11 protein-coding genes and 1 pseudogene are annotated in these 20978 nt (G+C 44.1%); 8 read left to right on the top strand and 4 right to left on the bottom strand.

Going from position 1 to position 20978, the window contains the following annotated elements:
* Window positions 1-17: 17 nt before the first annotated feature.
* The 4 genes from ACTXGL_RS09260 to ACTXGL_RS09245 all read left to right on the top strand — a co-directional run bounded on the left by ACTXGL_RS09260 (window position 18) and on the right by ACTXGL_RS09245 (window position 8268).
* Window positions 18-656 (top strand): phosphoadenosine phosphosulfate reductase domain-containing protein, encoded by a 639-nt coding sequence (locus ACTXGL_RS09260; protein WP_443526424.1) that lies wholly within the window; start codon window positions 18-20, stop codon window positions 654-656.
* A 288-nt stretch (window positions 657-944) separates the two neighbouring features.
* The gene (cysG, locus tag ACTXGL_RS09255) at window positions 945-2564 is read left to right on the top strand and encodes a siroheme synthase CysG (RefSeq protein WP_443526422.1); all 1620 of its coding nucleotides are present in this window, start codon (window positions 945-947) and stop codon (window positions 2562-2564) included.
* Between the two features lie 175 nt (window positions 2565-2739).
* Window positions 2740-4317, top strand: a complete 1578-nt coding sequence (locus tag ACTXGL_RS09250) for an exonuclease SbcCD subunit D C-terminal domain-containing protein (RefSeq protein WP_443526421.1) — start codon at window positions 2740-2742, stop codon at window positions 4315-4317.
* An 87-nt stretch (window positions 4318-4404) separates the two neighbouring features.
* Window positions 4405-8268, top strand: a complete 3864-nt coding sequence (locus ACTXGL_RS09245) for an AAA family ATPase (RefSeq protein ID WP_443526420.1) — start codon at window positions 4405-4407, stop codon at window positions 8266-8268.
* Between the two features lie 175 nt (window positions 8269-8443).
* Here ACTXGL_RS09245 and ACTXGL_RS09240 read toward each other — a convergent pair whose 3' ends face one another.
* Window positions 8444-13288 carry an NAD-glutamate dehydrogenase gene (locus ACTXGL_RS09240; RefSeq protein WP_443526418.1) on the bottom strand — a complete coding sequence of 1615 codons (4845 nt, stop codon included), beginning with the start codon at window positions 13286-13288 and terminating at the stop codon, window positions 8444-8446.
* Between the two features lie 470 nt (window positions 13289-13758).
* Here ACTXGL_RS09240 and purD point away from each other — a divergent pair, with 470 nt between their 5' ends.
* On the top strand, window positions 13759-15075 hold the full coding sequence (purD, locus tag ACTXGL_RS09235; RefSeq protein WP_443526637.1) for a phosphoribosylamine--glycine ligase: 1317 nt from the start codon (window positions 13759-13761) through the stop codon (window positions 15073-15075).
* 306 nt (window positions 15076-15381) lie between these two features.
* Complete coding sequence (locus ACTXGL_RS09230) at window positions 15382-16773, top strand: ABC1 kinase family protein (RefSeq protein WP_443526416.1); 1392 nt, start codon at window positions 15382-15384, stop codon at window positions 16771-16773.
* 127 nt (window positions 16774-16900) lie between these two features.
* Here the strand turns inward: ACTXGL_RS09230 and ACTXGL_RS09225 are convergent, their stop codons facing one another.
* Complete coding sequence (locus ACTXGL_RS09225; RefSeq protein WP_319051720.1) at window positions 16901-17578, bottom strand: DUF938 domain-containing protein; 678 nt, start codon at window positions 17576-17578, stop codon at window positions 16901-16903.
* Between the two features lie 182 nt (window positions 17579-17760).
* Here ACTXGL_RS09225 and ACTXGL_RS09220 point away from each other — a divergent pair, with 182 nt between their 5' ends.
* Entirely contained in the window at window positions 17761-17952 is a 192-nt protein-coding gene (locus ACTXGL_RS09220; RefSeq protein ID WP_443526415.1) for a DNA gyrase inhibitor YacG, read from the top strand.
* A 41-nt stretch (window positions 17953-17993) separates the two neighbouring features.
* Window positions 17994-19175: an aspartate aminotransferase family protein gene (locus tag ACTXGL_RS09215; RefSeq protein ID WP_443526413.1), complete on the top strand. Its 1182-nt coding sequence runs from the start codon at window positions 17994-17996 to the stop codon at window positions 19173-19175.
* Window positions 19176-19279: 104 nt separating this feature from the next.
* Here the strand turns inward: ACTXGL_RS09215 and ACTXGL_RS09210 are convergent, their stop codons facing one another.
* Both ACTXGL_RS09210 and ACTXGL_RS09205 read right to left on the bottom strand, forming a co-directional pair.
* Window positions 19280-20179, bottom strand: a complete 900-nt coding sequence (locus tag ACTXGL_RS09210) for a LysR family transcriptional regulator (RefSeq protein ID WP_443526411.1) — start codon at window positions 20177-20179, stop codon at window positions 19280-19282.
* A 229-nt stretch (window positions 20180-20408) separates the two neighbouring features.
* Window positions 20409-20978: pseudogene (locus ACTXGL_RS09205) on the bottom strand (DNA polymerase III subunit gamma/tau); the annotation flags it as partial.

Genomic DNA, 20978 nt, shown 5'->3' with positions numbered 1-20978 from the left:
CCATTAAGGAACGTATTATGAGCCAACTACACCCAAACCTAGATATTGACCAAGCCAACCAAGACTTGCAAGGTAAATCACCTGAGCAAATCGTTGAGTGGGCACTGACTCAAGCAAAAAATCCAATTATCACCACCAACTTCCGTCCATACGAGTCAGCGATTTTGCATTTGGTTGCTAAGCAGCGTCCTGATATCACAGTATTGTGGGTAGACTCAGGCTACAACACAGATGCAACCTATCAATTTGCTAACAAATTGATCCGTGACCTTGATTTGAATGTTGTGACCTATATCCCAAAACAAACGGCTGCCCACCGTGACGCGACCATGAACGGTATCCCAGGTATCGATAACCCTCAGCATGACGAGTTCACTGAGCAAGTTAAACTTGAGCCATTCCGCCGTGCACTAGATGAGCTAAAGCCTGATGTCTGGTTTAACGCGATTCGTAAAGACCAAACTGAGTTCCGTCAAGGTCTCGACGTGCTTAGTTTGTCAAAAGACGGTGTATTAAAAGTAGCCCCATTGTTTGAAAAAACAGATGCTGACTTAGATGTCTACTTAGAAGATAACAACCTACCAAACGAGCATGACTACTTTGACCCAACGAAAGTAGAAGAAAGCCGTGAGTGTGGTTTGCATACTCAGCTATAGTAAGCTGCTTGCTGTAGCGATTGTTTGTTGAACAATGGCTACAGCTATATCAATAAAAAATCCCGCTTGGCTCTATGAGAACCAAGCGGGGTTTTTTTGCCTTAATTTATCAGTTACTTATACTGTCAGCTATTCCTGTTTTTAGATAAAATATGAATTTATATCCCAAAAACGAATATATTAATGCCAATTCACTAGGTGAGAGTATGCCTGTGATACCTCATAATGACGGCATTCCTTATACCTTCTCCACCCTTTATAATAAACAATTAAATATATGGTGACGCTATGAACACCTTCCCGCTATTTTTTAAATTAGAAGGCCGTAAAGTGCTCATCGTGGGCGGCGGCGAAGTGGCACTGCGTAAAGCGGACTTGCTCAGCCGCGCTGGCGCGTGCATTACGATTCTTGCGCCAGATATCAGCCATGAGTTACAAGCTTTGCTAACGGATGATAAACACCAGTTTATCTACGAGAACTATAATAAGCACTATATGTTAGGTGCACGCGTGATTATTGCCGCGACTGACGATGAAACGCTGAACCATGAGATTCACGCAGATGCAACTGAGCTAAATATCCCAGTCAATGTGGTCGATACGCCGCCATTGTGCGATTTTATCTTTCCAGCCATCATTGATCGTAACCCCATTGTGATTGGGATTTCATCAAATGGTAAAGCGCCGGTATTGGCACGGCTATTACGAGCACGCCTTGAAACCTTAATCCCTCAAGGTTATGGCAAATTGGCTAAGCTGGCTGGTGATTTTCGCAGTGAAGTAAAAGCCAAAATACCGACGCTCACTGGCCGTCGTCAGTTTTGGGAGCGCGCGTTTGAAGGTCAGGTCAGTCAGCTCATGTTTGCAGGTAACGAGACGGAAGCTATTGCCCAATTACAAGCTGATTTAGACAGTGCTGCCGCTGCTATTCATCATAAAAACCACTCTGATACCCCAGTAAATACAACGCCTACGCTATCGGATGATTCAGACAAAAAAACACCTCCCGTGGGTGAAGTCTATATCGTTGGTGCAGGTCCTGGTGATCCGGAGCTATTGACGTTTAAAGCGCTGCGTTTGATGCAGCAAGCAGATATTGTCTATTATGATGCCTTGGTATCGCCACAAGTGCTGGATCTTTGCCGCCGTGATTCTGATAAAGTATTTGTCGGTAAAAAACGCAGTAACCATACGGTCGCTCAGCTTGGCATCAATGAGTTGTTGGTCAATAGCGCCAAAGAAGGTCGCCGTGTGGTTCGTTTAAAAGGTGGTGACCCCTTTATCTTTGGACGTGGCGGCGAAGAGATCGAAAGCTTGCGAGCACATAATATACCCTATCAAGTTGTACCGGGTATTACTGCAGCTAATGCCGCTGCTAGCTATGCTGGTATTCCCTTAACTCACCGTGATCATTCACAATCCGTGCGTTTTGTGACAGGGTTCTTGAAGGCTGGCGCACCCAACAGCAACTTCAAAAATTTCTTGAATACGGATGAAACCGTCGTGTTTTATATGGGTTTGCATTCGCTGGCACGTTTGACTGAAGGCTTAGTTGACGCTGGCCGTAGTAGTGATACTCCCATTGCCATCGTCTCTAATGCCAGCATGCCCAATCAGCAAGTACTGACAGGTACGCTTGCAACGATTGTTGCCAAACAAGAGGACGCTCAGCTGCCCACGCCTGCCCTATTGATCATGGGAGATGTGGTTAGTCTGCATCATGATTTGGCTTGGTATAACTTGCAAAATCAGCAACATAGTGATGCTTTGGCTAAGAATTGGCTGCGCGGAGGAGTCACAGGCGAAGCTACTAAACAGCCTATAGACCAGCAAGCACATGCACTATCGATGGTAGCAAACCTCGCGATGCAGCAAGAGGATGGACCCGAGCAACTGATTATTGATTAGCCTTTCCTTACTATGTAAAGCTTATCAGCAAAAAGATTTTTCTTTATAACTATAAAAAACCCTGCCAATCATCTATTGGCAGGGTTTTATTTTGGCAACAGAGAAAATCCCAACGATTCTTGCTAGAATGAAAGCTACCTAACCCCTATTCTGACGTTTAATAATAAGCCGAACTATGCCTCCATCTATTGCTCCTAAATATACCTCTACTAAACCTTTAAAAATATTGCACACGTCTGATTGGCACTTGGGTCGACGTCTATATGGTCGTCTGCGTTATGAAGAGTTCGAGACGTTTTTACAGTGGCTAGAGGTTACCATTAGCACACAGCAAGTAGATATATTGATTGTCGCAGGTGACATCTTTGATACCATGACACCCAGCAATAAAGCCCAAGCGCTATATTATGAGTTTTTGGGTAGGGTCTCGCGCTCGTGCTGTCAGCATGTGGTCATTGTCGCAGGCAATCATGACTCACCGACGTTTTTGGATGCGCCAAGCAATGTACTCAAATTTTTGAACGTCCATGTGATAGGCACAGCTTGTGATGATTTAGAAGATGAAGTACTGGTCTTAGGTGATGATGATAACAATCCTCATTGCATCATCGCCGCTGTACCCTACCTGCGTGATCGTGATGTACGTAGCAGTAGCGCTGGCGAGTCTGCAGATAGCAAAGATGCCAATGTTATCAAAGGTATTCGCGCCCACTATGATGCAGTAGCAAGTATTGCAAAAGGACAGCAGGCAGAATTAATAAAAACTCATCAACGGCATATCCCTATCATTGCCACAGGTCATCTATTTGCAGCAGGCGGCAAAACAACCGGCGACGATGGCGTGCGTGATCTCTATGTTGGCTCACTTGGCAAAATCTCTGCTGATATGTTTGATGAAGGTTTTGATTATGTCGCCCTTGGGCATTTGCACGTGCCGCAGCGCGTTGGTGGCCGTGAGAGTATTCGTTACTCAGGTTCACCTATCGCCATGGGTTTTGGAGAGGCCAAGCAACAAAAACAAGTGCTACTTATACAATTTGGAAATTCTGAATCTTTTGATAATGACAGCTTAAGTCTAAACGTTATCCCTCAGCTTGCCAGCACAGACGCTCCTGTCCAAACCGCAAAAATTGAAAAGCCAATAGAGAAAACAGCTAAAAAAGTAGTTAGCCAAGTAGAGCTGTTCATGGACGATTTGTTTGGTTTTGACGAGCCAATAGAAGATACAGAAGCAGAAAAAATAGTGATTCCCAATGGCACTTCTACTCAGCAAGATCAAAGCAGTCAAACAATACCTGCTAAGACTACCACTGCCAATAAAATGCTGCACCATAATGAGGGCAATCAGATGCAAGTAGTTTCCCTACCCATTCCAAAATTCCAACAGCTGGCGCAGATATCTGGTGACCTGCCTATAATCTCACAAACGATAAAATCGCTCACTCCAGCTGAATCTGTTTGGTTAGAGGTAGTTTATACGGGTGACGAGATTGTGAGTGACTTACGTGAGCAAGTACAAGCGATGGTAGATGGCTTGCCATGTGAGGTGCTAAAAATTAAAAACACCCGCACTTATAATAAAGTGCTTAACCAACAGCAAACCTCTGAAAACTTGCAAGACTTAAATGAGATGGATGTGTTTGAGCGCTGCTTGACGATAAATGATGTGGTTGAGTCACAAAAAGACTCGTTGCGCGATGCCTATGGTCAGATACTCTATAATCTACGTCATGAGGACAAACAGGCGGAATGATATAAGGGATAAATCATAAGCGTACTTCTATTTTCTATCTTTCTAAATTTTCGCAGCTGCTGCTATCACTAATAATAAGACACCTCCATGCGCCTAATCGAACTCAGACTCAAAAACCTCAACTCTCTCAAAGGTGAATGGCATATTGATTTTGCTGATACAGCATTTATCAATGAAGGTATCTTTGCTATCACAGGACAGACTGGCGCTGGCAAGACCACCATATTGGATGCGATTTGTTTGGCGCTATATGGTGAGACACCAAGAATTAATAGTTTTAGCAAAAGTAGTAATGAAGTCATGACGCGGCAAACAGCGGAATGCTTCGCTGAAGTCGTGATTGATTTGAATGGCGAGCAGTACCGTTGCCGCTGGGGACAGCGCCGTGCTTACAATAAAGCGGACGGCAATCTGCAAGACGCAACTCATGAAATCGCTCAGATACACGTTGATGATCCCTCAAAAGAGGACGAGCTGCTAGAAAGCACCTTAAAACATACCAAAAACAAAATCATTGAACTGACTCGGATGGATTTTCAGCAGTTCACTCGCTCCATATTGCTCGCTCAAGGCAGTTTTTCAGCATTTTTGAAGGCAAAAGCCGATGAACGCGCCGATATTTTAGAAAAAATTACAGGTACTGATATTTATGCCACTATCTCAGCACATGTCCATGATAAGAAACGCACTGAGGAAGAAATCCTCAACAAGCTACAATACGGTTTAGATGGCTTAGCACTTTTAGATACTGTAGAAGAAAGTCAATTAAGAGCCGAATTGCAGTCATCTCAAAGTGTTCAAAATACGCAGCAGCAAGACATTCAAAATTTGGCAGAAAAAATTAAATGGCTAGATAGTGTTGCAGAAGCAAAAGAAAAACTGAGTAGCTATCAACGCAATCTTGATAGTGCCCAGCAAGCGCAGCAAGATTTCATCCCTAATGCCAAGCGTTTAACTGCCGCCAATATGGCGTTGGAGCTTGATAGTCAGTTTAGCCAGCTGACTCATAGCCGCGACAACCTAAAACGCTTGCAAGATGAGCAGCAGCAGATAAATCAGACATTACCTCAGCAAAAAGACCATCAAAAACAAGCCACCACTCGTCTAGAGTCCGTACAAGTCCGAGTGCAAACGGCTAGCAACGTATTACGGGATACTCTGCCCGATATTGCAAAGGCGCGTAAATTGGATACAGACATTGCGCAGAATAGGTACGCTTTAGAAGAGACTAAACAAAGACAACACGCTTTATCTATGAGCACTCAGCATTTGCGTCAAGAAATAAACGATCATAAAAAGTCAGCTGAACATAATCAAACTCAGTTAGTAGAGGTAGAAGGTTATCTCACAAATAATAACGAGCTTAGCGACATTGACAGCGATATTGCTAATTTTGAGAGTTATTGCAAACATCTAAAGTCATTGCTACAAGACAATGTTGACCTAAACATCAACAAAACTAGCCAGCAAAGCGATATAGAGCAGTATCAAAGCCGTCTTAAGACCTTGCATGAACAGCAAGAGAGGCAAGTAATCGAAGAACAATCGCTGCAAACCAAGACCACAGCATTGCAACAAGAACAAACCGCTTTAACTGAAGTACAATCTTTATCTGAGATGCGGAATGAACAAGAGCAGATCGATAACCTCAGTCGTCAACTTGAACAAATGGGGCTGAAAGCGGAGCAGCTTAATGAGATTAGTACACATACCAAAAACATAGATATCACGCTACCAGTGATAAAAAACGAGCTAGTAGAATTGATTAACATCATTGATGATACAGTGTCTGCTATCCACGCTGCTAAAGATAAGCGGCAAGACAAACAAACACAGCTGTATCTACTACAAAAAGTAGCCACGCTAGAAAGTCACATTGCCGATTTAAAAGACGGTCAACCCTGCCCCCTATGTGGATCGCTTGAGCATCCTTATCGCACAAATCATCCCCACGTTGTGTCAGATACCGAAGCGGAGCAGATTCAGCAGCATATAACAGATTTAGACACCACCATATCCAATTTGGAAAACCGATTATCTGCGCATCGTATCAGTCAGGCGACCAAACAGCAGCAGCTTGAGCAGCAGCAAGATCAGAAAAAATCGCTACAAGATCAAGCACAAAAACTAGCGGCTGATACCAATCAGTCAATCCGTTTGGTGCTTGATGGAAGCTACTCGCCATTTATCGCGGCAACGATACCGCCATTGCAGCAACGTGAGCCACAGGTAAATATACTACCTCTATTAGAGCGTATTCAGCATCAACTTGTAGCACGTAGAGCGTCCCTAAAAGAGACTCTGCTCAACTATGAAACGCTTGGAGAGAAGCTTGCTACCATACGCGATGACATAAGCGTGCTAGCGCAACAACAGCATAAGCTGGCAAGCGACATTAGTGAGATTGAGACGGATATCAAAATTAAGTCCGCGAGTATAGATAATATTAACAAAGAGGTTCACGATAACTTCTCCAAATTGGTAATTCTCAAGAATGATATCGTACAGTTGTTAACCAAATATACTGCGGGCAGATTTCAGTCAGAGTCGCTAGCACAGATACGTACTTCGCAGCTCACTTTATCCCCTCTGATGGATAGTATTGATAACCAGCTCATACTAAGTGAGGCGGATTGCCATACGCATATCAATACATTTCGTCAGCAGCGTGCAGCATTACTCAGTATAAGAGATGAATTCAATCAATCTAAAGAAACGCAGCACACGCTGACGACAGCACTAGGTCGTCTAGACATACAGATCGATACCAAACAAACCCAGTTGGATAACAACCAACAGGAGCTTGATAAGCTGGTTAAGCTCGTGACTGAAAAGACAGAGACGCTTGAACAGCTAAAAACGAACAGAGAAGATGTTTTTGCTGATAAAGACCCTGAAGCAGAAGAAAAGCGTTTGCGTGAGTCGTTAGAACAAGCGCAAATTGAGCAAACCTCTGCACAGCGGCAGCTCGATAACTCTGAGCTTGAGCTTAAACAATTGCTTAACAAACAATCTCACGTGACTGAGCAAGTGACTACCGTAATAGGTGCGCTCAATACTCAAGAGGACGCTTTTAAATCAATACTTGCCGCCTCCAATTTCATCAATGAAACGGATTTTGCGAATGCGCGCCTGCCCATTGATGAACGTAATACGCTCAAGCAGCAGCAAGAACGTATTGATTATGCGCTAAAGCAAGCGCAGTCTTTATTAAAAGAAACACAGAAAGCATTGGAAGATAAGCAAGCTAACCCGCTGACAACAGATGACAAAGAGACACTCACTCAACAGCATACTCAAGCACAAGAAGCGTCTAATAAACGCATTGAAGCAATTGGCGCTATTAGTCAGCGACTAAAAGACAATGAGGACAAGAAAAGCACCCAACAGGCACAGATAGAGGCCATCAATGCTCAAAAGGATAAGCTGCAAGTGTGGCAACAACTACACAAATTGATTGGCTCATCCGATGGCAAAAAGTATCGCACCTTTGCACAGGGTTTGACCTTTGACCTCATGGTTAATCATGCCAATACTCAGCTGCAAAAAATGAGTGACCGCTATCTGCTAGCGCGTGATGATGACAGCCCACTTGAGCTCAATGTCATTGACAACTATCAAGGCGGCGAGATTCGTAGCACCAAAAACCTATCAGGCGGTGAAGGCTTTATTATTAGTCTTGCTCTAGCACTCGGACTATCACAGATGGCCAGTCAAAACATTCGCGTGGACTCGCTATTTTTGGATGAAGGCTTTGGGACATTGGATGAAGAGTCTTTAGATATTGCGCTGGATACGCTGACTAATTTGCAGCAAGAAGGGAAATTAATTGGCGTGATATCCCATGTGCAGGCATTAAAAGATCGTATTTTGACCCAAATCAAAGTAGAAAAGCTCTCAGGTGGATTCAGTCAGATAACAGGACAAGGCTGTCAGCGAATCGCGAGCTAACGTTTTGTTATTGCACGCGTCTCATAAGGCAAAAATAAAAAACCACCGAACATTGCGCTCGGTGGTTTTTTTGAACATACGGCTATTTTGTGTTTAGTGGCTAATCATTCAGCTACTCGTTACTTAGTAGCTGATTATTTGGCGACTAGTTACTTAGTGACTACTTAGTGACTACTTATTTAGTTACTAGGCCACTCAGCTCACTCATCAGTACGGATAGTGTTGAGAGACCAATTTGAGCGTCTGCATCGTCACTATACATATCGTCAAGCTTCTGCATTTCTGTAGTGACCGCTGCCAGTTGGTCAACGTGTTGTGCTCTCCACTCACTAAAGGCTTGCTTGGCATCTGGTTTTGATAGTATTGCATCCATCAGTAGGCGCAAGCTGCGTGACAGCTCATTGACTAGTGCATGACGTGCACGGCGATCCCAGTAGTCTTGCTGTGGTAAATTGGCAATATTGTCCATCATCCAATCTAACTGCAACACTTGATAAGCTTCGAAATACAAAGTTGCGATCTCATCGACAGGACGCTCATATTGCTCAGCAAGCAACGCAGCATCAAGCGCATCGACATGATACGGTAGCATTGCAAATAGCGTAGCATCGTTATCAGACAGCTCTTTTTGCATTAAATGCTTGGTATCTTCTTGCAGATATTGAGCAAATTGCTGCTCGATAAAGCCACTTGGTTTGGTCAGTTTTTCAACACTGTCACTAAAGCGGCTAATCATATCAGCGACTTGCAGATTTTGCCCAAAGGCATTGATAAACCAGACCACACCGCGCTCTAATGAATCACGTAAACGCAGCTCAAGGTTCAACAGCAGTGTTGCATCTACCTGATTATCTAGCGCTTCTAGTGCCTTCCAAGCGCGCGATACATTAAATACATCGCGGCTGATCACATAACCTCGGACGATGGCTGCCAACGATTGATCAGTTTCTTCAAATAGACGGAATAGCGCCTCAATACCTAAGCGGTTGACCACGCTATTGGTCAAGTAAGTACTGATGATCTCACGATGCAAGCGGTGTTCCGTCATCTCATCAAAGAAACGCGAGGCAAGCTCATCTGGGAAGTACTTACGTAGCTCATTAATGAAGTATGGATCATCTGGAAGATCGGACAATAACAGGCTGTCATACACCCACATTTTGCCATATGCCAAGACAACTGCCAGCTCAGGATTGGTCAGTCCACTATCTGTTTTTTGACGTTTTGTAATTTCTTCGTCTGATGGTAGATACTCAATCGCACGATCAAGACGCCCTTCACCCTCTAGCATCTGAATAAAGCGCTGATGATCACTTAAATTAGCAGCGGCTCTGATATGACTTAGCTCAATCGCTTGTGGCTGCAAGTAGTTCTGACGTAACACCAGTTCTGCTACGGTATCCGTCATACTCTCAAGTAACTCATTACGCTGTTTGAGCGTCATATCACCTTGTTCAACTACTTTACCCAGTAGGATTTTGATATTAACTTCATGATCCGAGCAGTTAACGCCGCCTGAGTTATCAATCGCATCGGTATAGACACGACCACCATTTTGGGCATATTCAATGCGGGCTTGCTGAGTAAAGCCTAGGTTGCCGCCTTCGCCAATGACTGCGGCGCCAAGCTCACTACCATTCACACGCAGCACATCATTGGCACGATCACCAACATCTGCATGTGTCTCATTCACGCTTTTTGCATACGTTCCAATACCGCCATTCCATAGCAAGTCCACTGGCGCTTTGAGTAAAGCACTGATCAGCTCATTGGGGGTTAACGTATCAGCACTGATTTCAAAGAGAGACTTCATCTCAGGACTGATCACGATGGTTTTGTCTTGGCGAGAGAAGATACCGCCGCCTTGGCTGATCAATGAGGCTTCATAATCTTCCCATGATGAGCGTGGCAACTCAAACAAGCGTGCGCGCTCAGCATATGAGGCTGCAGTATCTGGATTGGGATCAATAAAAATATGCAGATGGTTAAAGGCAGCAACCAGCTTAGTATGCGTTGATAGCAGCATGCCATTGCCAAATACATCCCCGCTCATATCACCAATACCGACCACAGTGAAATCATCACGGTTTTGAATATCTTTGCCTTGCATACGGAAATGGCGTTTGACTGACTCCCAACCACCACGCGCCGTGATACCCATCGCTTTGTGGTCATACCCTACTGACCCACCTGATGCAAAGGCATCATCGAGCCAGAAGTTGTACTCTGCTGCTAGCGCGTTGGCGATATCAGAGAATGTCGCAGTGCCTTTGTCCGCAGCAACAACTAAGTATGGATCGTCCTCATCATGGCGTACCGTGTTGGCTGGCGGGACAATCGTACCATCAACGATATTGTCTGTGACATCAAGCATACCACGCAAGAATGTCTGATAACAGGCGATACCTTCGGCTTGGAACGCCTCACGACCATCGGCCATGCTTTTGGTTTTGACGATAAAGCCACCTTTAGAACCAACAGGCACAATCACTGCGTTTTTGACCATTTGTGCTTTGACCAGACCCAGTACTTCGGTACGGAAATCTTCCATACGATCTGACCAGCGCAGACCACCACGGGCGACTTTTCCGCCACGCAAATGCACGGCTTCGACACGCGGAGAGTAGACAAATATCTCAAACATTGGCTTCGGTTTTGGCAAGTTTGGAATATCTGCGGCCAAGAACTTAAACGACAAACGATCTTTGCGCTGACCATCGCTATCCACTTGATAGAAGTTAGTACGCACCATCGCATTGATCAAATCCAAGTACCAGCGCAAGATACGATCTTCGTCTAGGCTATCGACATCTGCTAGTGCAGCAGTAATTTGCTCTTGAATTTTCGCTGTTTTTTCTTGGCGCGTCTCATCACTATATTCAGGATTCATGCGCGCATCAAACAAGCTGCCCAATGCCACACTGATATCACTGTTTTTAACGACAGTTTGCTGAATATAAGCACTAGAGAATGGCGCACGAGCTTGTAGCATGTAACGAGACAATGCACGTAATACGACGACATCGTAAGTGTCGAGCTTGGTCGTTAGGACCAATTCATTGAACGAATCGCTCTCAACACGTCCCGCCCAGATTTGCTTGAGGCTGTCTTCGAACTGACCACGCACGACTTGCATATTGACCGTATCGACATGCTCTAGCGTCAGCTCGTATTCTTGCATCCAGATAGGCTGCTCTGGTAAATCAAACTCATAAGTTTGTGCTGAGATAACTGACACACCAAAATTTTCAAGTATTGGTAATACTTTAGACAAGATAACAGGCTGCTCGCGACCGTATAGCTTTAGGTGAAGTTGGTTACGTGCATCGCCCGTCGACTGGTATAAATGCCAAAGCATCGGGTTCTCTGTAGTCAATCCAGCCAAACGCTTGGTATCCTCGACGGCAGTACGCGCATCAAAACGCTCTTGGTATGCCGCGGGAATATAATCTAAAAAGCGACGACTTAATGCATTGGCTTGTTGCTCACCGACATTGTCGAGTAGCATTTTTTGGTAGTTATCATCCCATGACTGCATGAGTGCTGACAATTTGGCTTCAAGTGTCGCGATGTTAACGTCATTCACTTGACCGGGCACAGTACGCACATGGACATGTACGCGGGCATGCGCAGATTCATTAAATTCAGTCGTAAACCCTGATGACATGCCGTTGTAGGCATCTTTTAGGACGTTCTGTACCTTAATGCGTAGCTCCGTGTTGAACTTATCACGCGGGATATAGACTAGGCACGACACAAAGCGCTGGTAATGATCGATACGGCTAAATAGACGTAGGCTTTTCTTATCTTGTAATTGGCTAATACCTGAGACAATTGGGTACAGCTCTTCGACGCTGGCCTGGAACAAGTCATCACGTGGCAAGGTATTGATCACATGCATCATCTTATGATGAGCATGACCATCACGTGGCAAGTCTGCCATAGCCATAATCTTATTAGCTTTTTCACGCAATAGCGGAATTTGCTGAACTGTCAGCTGATACGCTTGTGACGTTAGCAGACCGATAAAGCGATACTCACCAACCAACTTACCATTATCATCAAATTTATGGATACCCAAAAAGTCCATATATACCGAGCGATGGATCGGTGATACACGACTTGATTTGGACAGCATCAATACGCGCGGTTCAGTCAATAACTGCTTTAGCCCTTTAGGTAGTTGACTAAAGCTCTCTGACAACTTGTCTTGTTCAGAGCCGCGTAACAGACCAAGTCCACTATTGCCAATGGCAAACAGATCTAAATTGGTCGGTTCGCTTACTTCGATTTCGTGACCACCTTCTAAGCGATATTCGCGATAACCTAAGAATATAAAGTGGTCATCTAATATCCAATCCAAGAACGCTTGAATTTCTTGCTGTGAATAAAACACTTCTGGTAATGGTTTGTTAGACAACTCAGCTTTGATGTCATTGAGCTGAGCACGCATTTGTTTCCAGTCACCAACGACCGTATCAAGCGTATCGATTTTAGACAGCAGCATTTGCTGTAGAGCATCCAAGTCTTCATTATCTTGATAAGCGATTTCACAGTGAATCAATGATAAATGAGAGGTTGCACTTTCATGTGCGCCTTCAACATAGGTAATCTGACCGTCATCATCACGCTTAACACTAACGATGATGTTGTACGTGCGGTGCACATCGATGCCTTCAGCCTCAAGGCTCATCAAGATGGTATCGACTAAGAACGGTCTATCATATGCGACGATTTGAATCACCGTGTGTGAGCTATGAAAGTGTTGCTCTTCCGCCAATGGGTTAAATACGGCTAGCTGCGGCTTGCTGCAATCATAGGCTTTGAGCAACGTAAAATGATGTAGCGCCATGCCCGCCAAGTCAGCATTGCTAATCGCCTCTGCAGTCTCTTGATGCAGCGGCTGATAGTAGCTATGAATAAAATGATCAAATAGTGATTTGTCTTTTTGTACATAGCCGGTAGCAATATCGCTTATCTGGCTAATGCGCTCTTTTGCGATACTGAGGGAGTTTGGCATTGTCCTTCGTCCTTTTTATAGATTTGGTTTGTCTCTTTATTTATGTTTATCAATCCGTATCAACTGCTTTTATTGCACATTTCTTTTCACAGAATCGTTGTCAAAAATTGCAATATAATGGCAGTGTGTCCAGTCACGTGACTTATTATTTTATAACTTCTACAGATTTTCTCCTTTTTCGTTCTTATTTTTATAAATATGTAGCAATCAGGATGTAATCCTACTATTACAGTGAAGTTTAACGCACCTGCGGCGTTAGCTAAAGCGTACAACATCATTTCATGAATCAGTGATATGTCGATAACCTTTGCTAATGAGACAATGATGACGCAGCCAGTAATATTCAAGATTAAATGCTGGCACGTGGATACTCATAGTAATCAAGACTGTTTTTTTGTTAGAATATGTCGACATATTTACGAGCGTACGACTAGCTCATTATTAACTTAATGCTAAGGGCAAACGGTATGATGAATATTTTGGTGATTGGCTCAGGTGGTCGCGAACACGCACTGGCATGGCAGTGTGCAAAAGATGACAATGTCGAAAATGTCTATGTCGCTCCAGGCAATGCAGGCAGTGCACTTGAACCTAAATGCCAAAACGTCGTCTTAGCGTCTGCGAACGCTGATGCGAGTGAGCATGCCGCTGTCATCGAATTTTGTCAAAATAATAGTATTGATATGGTTATTGTTGGACCAGAAGCACCTTTGGTTACAGGTATCGTTGATGCCTGCCGCGAGGCTGGTATTAAGGCATGGGGCCCTACTGCTTACTGCGCGCAACTAGAAGGTTCTAAAACCTTTGCCAAAGAGTTTATGGAGCAGAACCATATCCCAACAGCCGCTTATCAAGGGTTTACAGAGGCTACTGCGGCTAAAGCCTATGTCGATGAGCAAGGCGCACCCATCGTGATCAAAGCGGATGGACTTGCCGCTGGTAAAGGCGTCATCGTGGCTGAGACCATCGAGCAAGCGCACGAAGCAATCGATGATATGCTCGCGGACAACAAATTTGGGGATGCTGGTAGCCGTGTGGTGATCGAGCAGTTCTTGCAAGGCGAAGAAGCCAGCTTTATTTGTATGGTCGATGGAGAAAATATCTTACCCATGGCAACCAGCCAAGATCACAAGCGTGCTTTTGAAGGTGACACAGGTCCGAATACAGGCGGGATGGGTGCGTATTCCCCTGCGCCTGTCGTGACCGCAGATGTGCATAATAAAGTTATTGAGCGCGTCATTCAGCCAGTTGTTGATGCAATGAAAGACGCAGGACATCCCTATACTGGATTTTTATATGCAGGTCTTATGATTGACCAAGCAGGCGACCCATATGTGATCGAATTCAACTGCCGTTTTGGTGATCCAGAGACGCAGCCTATCTTGATGCGTCTGCAATCATCGATGGTAGATTTGGTCGCGCAAGGTTTATCAGGTCAACTACCTAGCGAAGCAAAATGGGATGAGCGTCCTGCTTTGGGTATCGTTGTTGCCTCAAAAGGTTATCCTGAAACCTCATCGAAGGGCGATGTCATCGCAGGCTTGCCAGAACTAGATTCGACAAACAACAATGCTGTCAAAGTATTCCATGCAGGTACAGCGTTTTCTGATAATAATGAAAATGAGATCGTCACTAATGGTGGTCGTGTATTATGTATTACTGCCTTAGCAAGCAATATCTCTGAAGCCCAGCAAGCAGCACTAGCAGTCACTGCTGCCATTAGCTTTGACGGTGCACAATATCGCCGTGATATTGGTCATCATGCCATCACTCGTGAAAATGCGTAACGAGCTTATACCCATCAAGAGCCATTAAACGCTCATCTTGCGTTGTCGTTTCAAAATTGGTGCGTATACTTTACAGCATTATTCGACCTAGCTTTATGCTAGGTCTTATTTTTGGTACGCCGTATAACGCTCAGTAATAATACTCGTACCATCTCACGGCTTACAAAGTAACTATCAACAGCCAGCCTACGCTCATAAACCCAATGTGCTTTATATGGTACAATTTTATACCCGTGCATCACATCTCCCTTGTATTGTGGGTATCGAACCCGCAAATCAATAGCAACTGGATGAATGATTATATTTATGGCAAATGATACGTCTAAACCTTCTAGCAACAAGCAATCAATTGATAGTCTAAAAACCTCAGGGTTTGATCGCCGAATGTCGATTGCCAAAACCTCCTTGAATATTGGTCGTCGTTGGGCGGGCAATAGCGTGTCTGGCATGTTTTTAAATAAAGAAGCACGTACAGCACGTAACCAAGCGTTTATGGAAGCTCAGGCAAATTATCTGGCATCAGAGCTTGGCAAGCTAAAAGGTTCAGTCGTCAAAATCGGTCAAATGCTAGCAATCTATGGCGAGCACATACTGCCGCCAGAGATTACACGTGCCTTACAAACGCTCAATGATGATACCGCAACGTTGACGTGGCCTACGATTGAAAAAACATTGCATAAGTTATTGGGTGAAAAACTAAGCGAGCTTGATGTCGACCCTATTCCTATTGGAACAGCGTCTCTTGCTCAAGTTCATCGCGCTACCGTACTGGCGACAGGCGAACAAGTGGTACTAAAGATTCAATATCCAGGCGTGGCTGATGCCATCAACTCCGACCTTGCTTTATTCAAGCAGTTGCTAAAAGTAAGTAATATCGTTCCTCAAACACGCGCACTTGATGCTTGGTTTGAGGAGATACGTGACCTACTCCACCATGAGGTTGATTACGAGGCAGAGGCGGCAACGACAGAGCGCTTTTATGATCGTTTAAGTGACGATCCGCGCTATATCGTTCCGAAGATAAACCGTACCTACTCTAAAAAGCGCCTGCTTTGTATGTCTTATGAGCCAGGTATTACCGTGGTCTCTGATGAATTACAGTTACTACCTCATGAGCGCCGCAGTGCAATCGGTCAAGCTGCTATCGAAATCATGATGCAAGAGATTTTTGTATGGGGCGAGATGCAGACAGACCCTAACTTTGGCAATTATTTAGTGCGCGTCAGCGAAGGCGATGACATCGATAAACTTGTTTTGCTAGATTTTGGCGCTATCCGTCAGTTCGACAATCATTTATTAACTATAGCCCGCGGACTGCTACGAGCAGGATACCGTCACGATCATCAATCAATGATGCTTGCAATGACAGGATACGACTTTTTCGACAGTATGAGTGACAAAGTACGCTCTGATATTGCATCGTTATTTTTACTGGCGACAGAGCCTTTCAGTGATCCTGAAAATAACAAAGATATCCCTAGCGAATGTTTGGATGGGGAAAAGTGTTATATTTGGGCTAACAGTAAACTGCACTCACGCTTATCCACCAAAGCCACTCGCGCAATGCAATCCTTCGAATTCAATCTCCCGCCAAAAGAGTTTATGTTCATTAGTCGCAAATTCATTGGCGCATATACTCTTTTGACAGTTCTTGACGCTTATACCAATTCTAATAATTTGGTTAAACCCTACCTATAGTCGTTAATTCTAGTCTTTAAGTTCGAGATTTTTTGGACTGCTCTCTAGGAGCAGTTTATTATCTTTTTTTATTTACTTAGGCTATTTTTTATTCGATCTAGTGTCTAGCATTCTTCTGTTACTTAGGTCATTTTCCTTCATACAATGATGTCGCTTGCCAATCATCAAATCTGGTTTTATACCATTTAGGCTTACGGATATTCAACTCCCAGCATACTTCTTGCCGTGCCAAATACTTCACTTCAAAGTGAGTACGCTGACTATCTGCGGGGACTTGATAACGAGAATTTGGAAGACACCATACCTTAGTTGCCTGAAACTCTGCGTTGTCCATATATGCTTCAATATTGGTGACCACTACTACCTCACCATTTACCTGCAAGCGAGACAATAGAAATTCAAAAAAAGGCATATTTAGCCATTGTTGATTGGGGTTCTGCTGTTCGGGGTTAGGATAAAGAATAAAAATCTTGCACAGGCTATTGGGCTTTATAGCATGTACGGTCCAAGCAATAGCATCCGCATGAATCGCATCTAGGTTTGATAAGGCCTGTAGCGTAGTCTGTTTTGAGAAAGCTTCAAATTTATTACGGGTGCGCTCAATCGCTATTAAATGCTTGTCAGGATTCTGCGCTGCAAAGCTTAGCGCGTGCTTGCCCTTCCCTGCTCCGATCTCTAGTATCAGCGGTTTTTCACTCAAATTTTCGTTGATGATTTTAGGTATCACAAAGTCACGCGGTGCTGAGAGTCTCTGTGGTTGAAACGCTCGCGCTTGCTGATGAGTGAGCTCAGTATTGTCTGTCATTTATTATCCTTAAAGCATTTGTCTTTTGTCATTATTCGGCCCCATGCTATTATATAGCCAATCTAATTTAATAGTAATATAGTGATGACCAGTCCTTCAAAATGCATGCTAATTTAGATGATGATAGAAGAAGGCTGCGCGTAAATGATACTAATAACATTAAGGATGCTCCCACTTTTATTATGACTGACTCTAATTCCAATGCTACGCCCAAAACCTACCCTTGCCCACGCTGCAGTACTCAGACTGCTTGGCAAGACAATAAATACAAGCCGTTTTGTAGTAGTCGCTGTAAGCTCATCGATTTAGGGGCTTGGGCAAATGAAGACTATACGCTACCTGCAGAAACCACGCCCTTCTCTGACGAATTATAACCCCCTATTTTACTCAATTTACTATATCAAGGATGTCTTACATGTCTGCTACCTACCTCATGCCTACTTACAACCGTCAACCTATTAGTTTTACACGTGGTGCAGGTAGTTGGCTCTATACCAAAGATGATACGCCATACCTAGATGCTCTAACTGGTATCGCGGTATGCGGACTCGGGCACTGCCATCCACAAGTGACAGAGGCGATTGAGCAGCAGGCGTCTACTTTGATTCATACCAGTAACTTGTTCGGTATTGACTGGCAAGAGCGTGCGGGAGAGGCGTTATGTACGGCCGCCCAAATGGACAGTGTGTTTTTTGCCAATAGCGGTGCTGAAGCGAACGAAGCTGCACTAAAAATTGCACGCCTGTATGCGCATCAGCAAGGCTTTACGCGTCCAAAAGTGATCGTGATGGAGCAGTCATTCCATGGTCGTACATTACTATCGCTATCAGCTACTGCCAACCCAAAGGCTCGTGAAGGGTTTTATACGCTAGATGAAGACTTTATCCGTGCGCCATTTGGTGATATTGCTGCAGTTAAGCAGGCAGCTTTGGATCATCAGGATATTTGCGCCATTTTTGTAGAGCCAATCCAAGGTGAAGGTGGTCTAAATACTGCGGCAAATGGTTTCACTTATTTAGAAGAGTTACAGGCAGAGTGTGATGCTCACAACTGGCTATTTATGCTCGATGAAGTACAAACAGGTAATGGCCGTACTGGTAAATATTTTGCTTATCAGCATAGCAGTGCTCGTCCTGATGTATTGACGACTGCTAAAGGCTTAGGTAATGGCTTTCCAGTCGGCGCTTGTATGGTACGAGGCCGTGCTAATGGTTTGTTTGGTGCAGGCAGCCATGGCTCTACTTACGGTGGCACACCTTTAGCCAGTCGCGTGGTACATAGCGTGTACGATGTACTCAGCAATAGTGACATTATGGAAAATGCAGTGACTGAAGGTTTGTTCATTCGTGAAAGCCTCGTTAATGCATTAGGACAACATGGTGTGAGTAGCCGCGGCGCTGGTATGATGATCGGTATTGCGCTACCAGAAGATATGGACTGTAGCCAGTTGGTAGATCGTGCGCGTGATGAGCAAAACCTAATCCTCAATGTAACGGGGGGTCATGTCGTCCGTTTGCTACCACCACTTAATATGAGCCGCGATGAGAGCACACAAGTTGCTGAGCGCTTGATTGACCTACTAAGACCCTCATTCTAAGGAATGCTTGAATATATATAATCAAAAAAGCCTATAGATATCATTATCTATAGGCTTTTTTCTAGCTATTTATTTGATGATACGACTGTCTAAAACAAACCGCTCTAATGTGCATGGAAATATTTTTTTAACACTTCTAGACAACGAGTGATTTTGGCAGGTTGTTGGTCACGGTTTAGAGTGACCGCATAGAGAACAAAGCTTGGCAGTTGATAGCCAGTTAACACTTCTACTAGCTCTCCACTCTCAAGCTCTTTTTTGATGTCCATTTCCATCATTCTAATCAAGCCATGACCTTCTTTTGCCAGAGTCGTGGCCATAAAGACGTTATTGGTATAAATACGCGAGTTCATTTTGATACGTGTTTTTTTACCAGTCTCTGTTTGAATCATATCAACCTGATTGGCCTCTTTCATGATTTCAATAGATATCAGTTGATGGTCGGCCAATTCTTTTGGTGTATTGAGCTTAGGGTGGTGACGTAGATATTGAGGCGACGCCACGAGCAACTGACGTACATCGGTGAGCGGATGACTACTTAGGCTTGCATCATTGATCGATGGACTCATACGAATCGCAATATCGATACGCTCATCAATCATATCGATATAGTGATTGTCTGCCAGATAGGTGACACTAAGATCATCATGCGCCGCCATCCATGTGGATAGCGCTGGTAATATATGGTTTACACCAAGCTCAGGCGTCGTCGATATACGTAAACTGCCTGCGAGCTCATCACGCAACTGATTAACTTTAATTCGACCTTGTTCAGCAGCACTGACCACATCTTTTGCAGACTCATAAAAGCTCTCACCAGCTTCTGTTAAGCTTAGCTTACGAGTTGAGCGGTGTAATAGAACAACACCTAGCTCATTCTCTAGTGAACGAATCTGCTGACTGACTGCACTGGTGGTAATACCAAGCTCACGAGCTGAGCCACTAAAAGAACCATGTCCGACCACACTGGCGAACACAGCCATACCGCGTAAATTATCCAACATATTCTCACCTAAACTTCATTTCAGTTTTTAATATAACTTAATCATTATAACGACTTTTGATTTATCTTATCGTTACTAAATATTTTCTCTTATATAAGAGCGCCCATTTGTGCTGCGGTAAAAACAAAAATATCAAGGCGATAGCGTATCATCACCTTGATATCTTATATAAAACCGTATTTAAAACATATTCATATTTGAAATGGTTTTAATAACCGTTTTTTAGAACTTAATACAGTTGGACCTTGCCCATTTTGCCCTCGCCCCGCTCCGTCAAATACTGCATCACTGGTGTGTTCAGCAATTTTGTCTCAGCAACCGTTTTTGCTTGCTCTAAGCGTTTTTGTTGACGACGCTCTGGTGTTTTATCATCACTTTGCATGATGCTATTATCGATTTTTAAATCAATCTGTGCCTGTGTGAATTGCTGTTGCAACTTTGCAGCCAGTTGCTGAAAAGTCGCTTGTAAATGCTTGCTGTCCACACTAGTCAAGAACGTTGCATTGCCATTACATTGACCTGTCATTGTGCCTTGACGAGCAAGTGCCAACTCATCTTGAGCTAATACTTCTGCTTCACGAGCAGTCTGCAGCCAGTAATCCCATTTTTCCGAGTTCCACTCCCCTGTCAGCTCTTGGGACGCACAGCGTAACAAAGTGCGCGGGTCTTCATCAGATGGTAATAGTAACTGAGAATTATTTGCATCAGGCTCAACAACAGGTTCAGGCTCAACAACAGGTTCAGGCTCAACAACAGGTTCAGGCTCAACAACAGGTTCAGGCTCAACAACAGGTTCAGG

It is taken from the genome of Psychrobacter sp. T6-6, from assembly GCF_052258185.1.
Taxonomy (GTDB): Bacteria; Pseudomonadota; Gammaproteobacteria; order Pseudomonadales; family Moraxellaceae; genus Psychrobacter.
Note: the sequence above shows the minus strand (reverse complement) of the source record. Positions and strands in the feature narration are given on the sequence as shown.

What these genes read in the sequence shown, in the direction of transcription:
- ACTXGL_RS09260 (WP_443526424.1), top strand. Translation starts at nt 18, where the DNA reads ATGAGCCAACTACACCCAAACCTAGATATTGACCAAGCCAACCAAGAC.
- cysG (WP_443526422.1), top strand. Translation starts at nt 945, where the DNA reads ATGAACACCTTCCCGCTATTTTTTAAATTAGAAGGCCGTAAAGTGCTC.
- ACTXGL_RS09250 (WP_443526421.1), top strand. Translation starts at nt 2,740, where the DNA reads ATGCCTCCATCTATTGCTCCTAAATATACCTCTACTAAACCTTTAAAA.
- ACTXGL_RS09245 (WP_443526420.1), top strand. Translation starts at nt 4,405, where the DNA reads ATGCGCCTAATCGAACTCAGACTCAAAAACCTCAACTCTCTCAAAGGT.
- ACTXGL_RS09240 (WP_443526418.1), bottom strand. Translation starts at nt 13,288, where the DNA reads ATGCCAAACTCCCTCAGTATCGCAAAAGAGCGCATTAGCCAGATAAGC.
- purD (WP_443526637.1), top strand. Translation starts at nt 13,759, where the DNA reads ATGAATATTTTGGTGATTGGCTCAGGTGGTCGCGAACACGCACTGGCA.
- ACTXGL_RS09230 (WP_443526416.1), top strand. Translation starts at nt 15,382, where the DNA reads ATGGCAAATGATACGTCTAAACCTTCTAGCAACAAGCAATCAATTGAT.
- ACTXGL_RS09225 (WP_319051720.1), bottom strand. Translation starts at nt 17,578, where the DNA reads ATGACAGACAATACTGAGCTCACTCATCAGCAAGCGCGAGCGTTTCAA.
- ACTXGL_RS09220 (WP_443526415.1), top strand. Translation starts at nt 17,761, where the DNA reads ATGACTGACTCTAATTCCAATGCTACGCCCAAAACCTACCCTTGCCCA.
- ACTXGL_RS09215 (WP_443526413.1), top strand. Translation starts at nt 17,994, where the DNA reads ATGTCTGCTACCTACCTCATGCCTACTTACAACCGTCAACCTATTAGT.
- ACTXGL_RS09210 (WP_443526411.1), bottom strand. Translation starts at nt 20,179, where the DNA reads ATGTTGGATAATTTACGCGGTATGGCTGTGTTCGCCAGTGTGGTCGGA.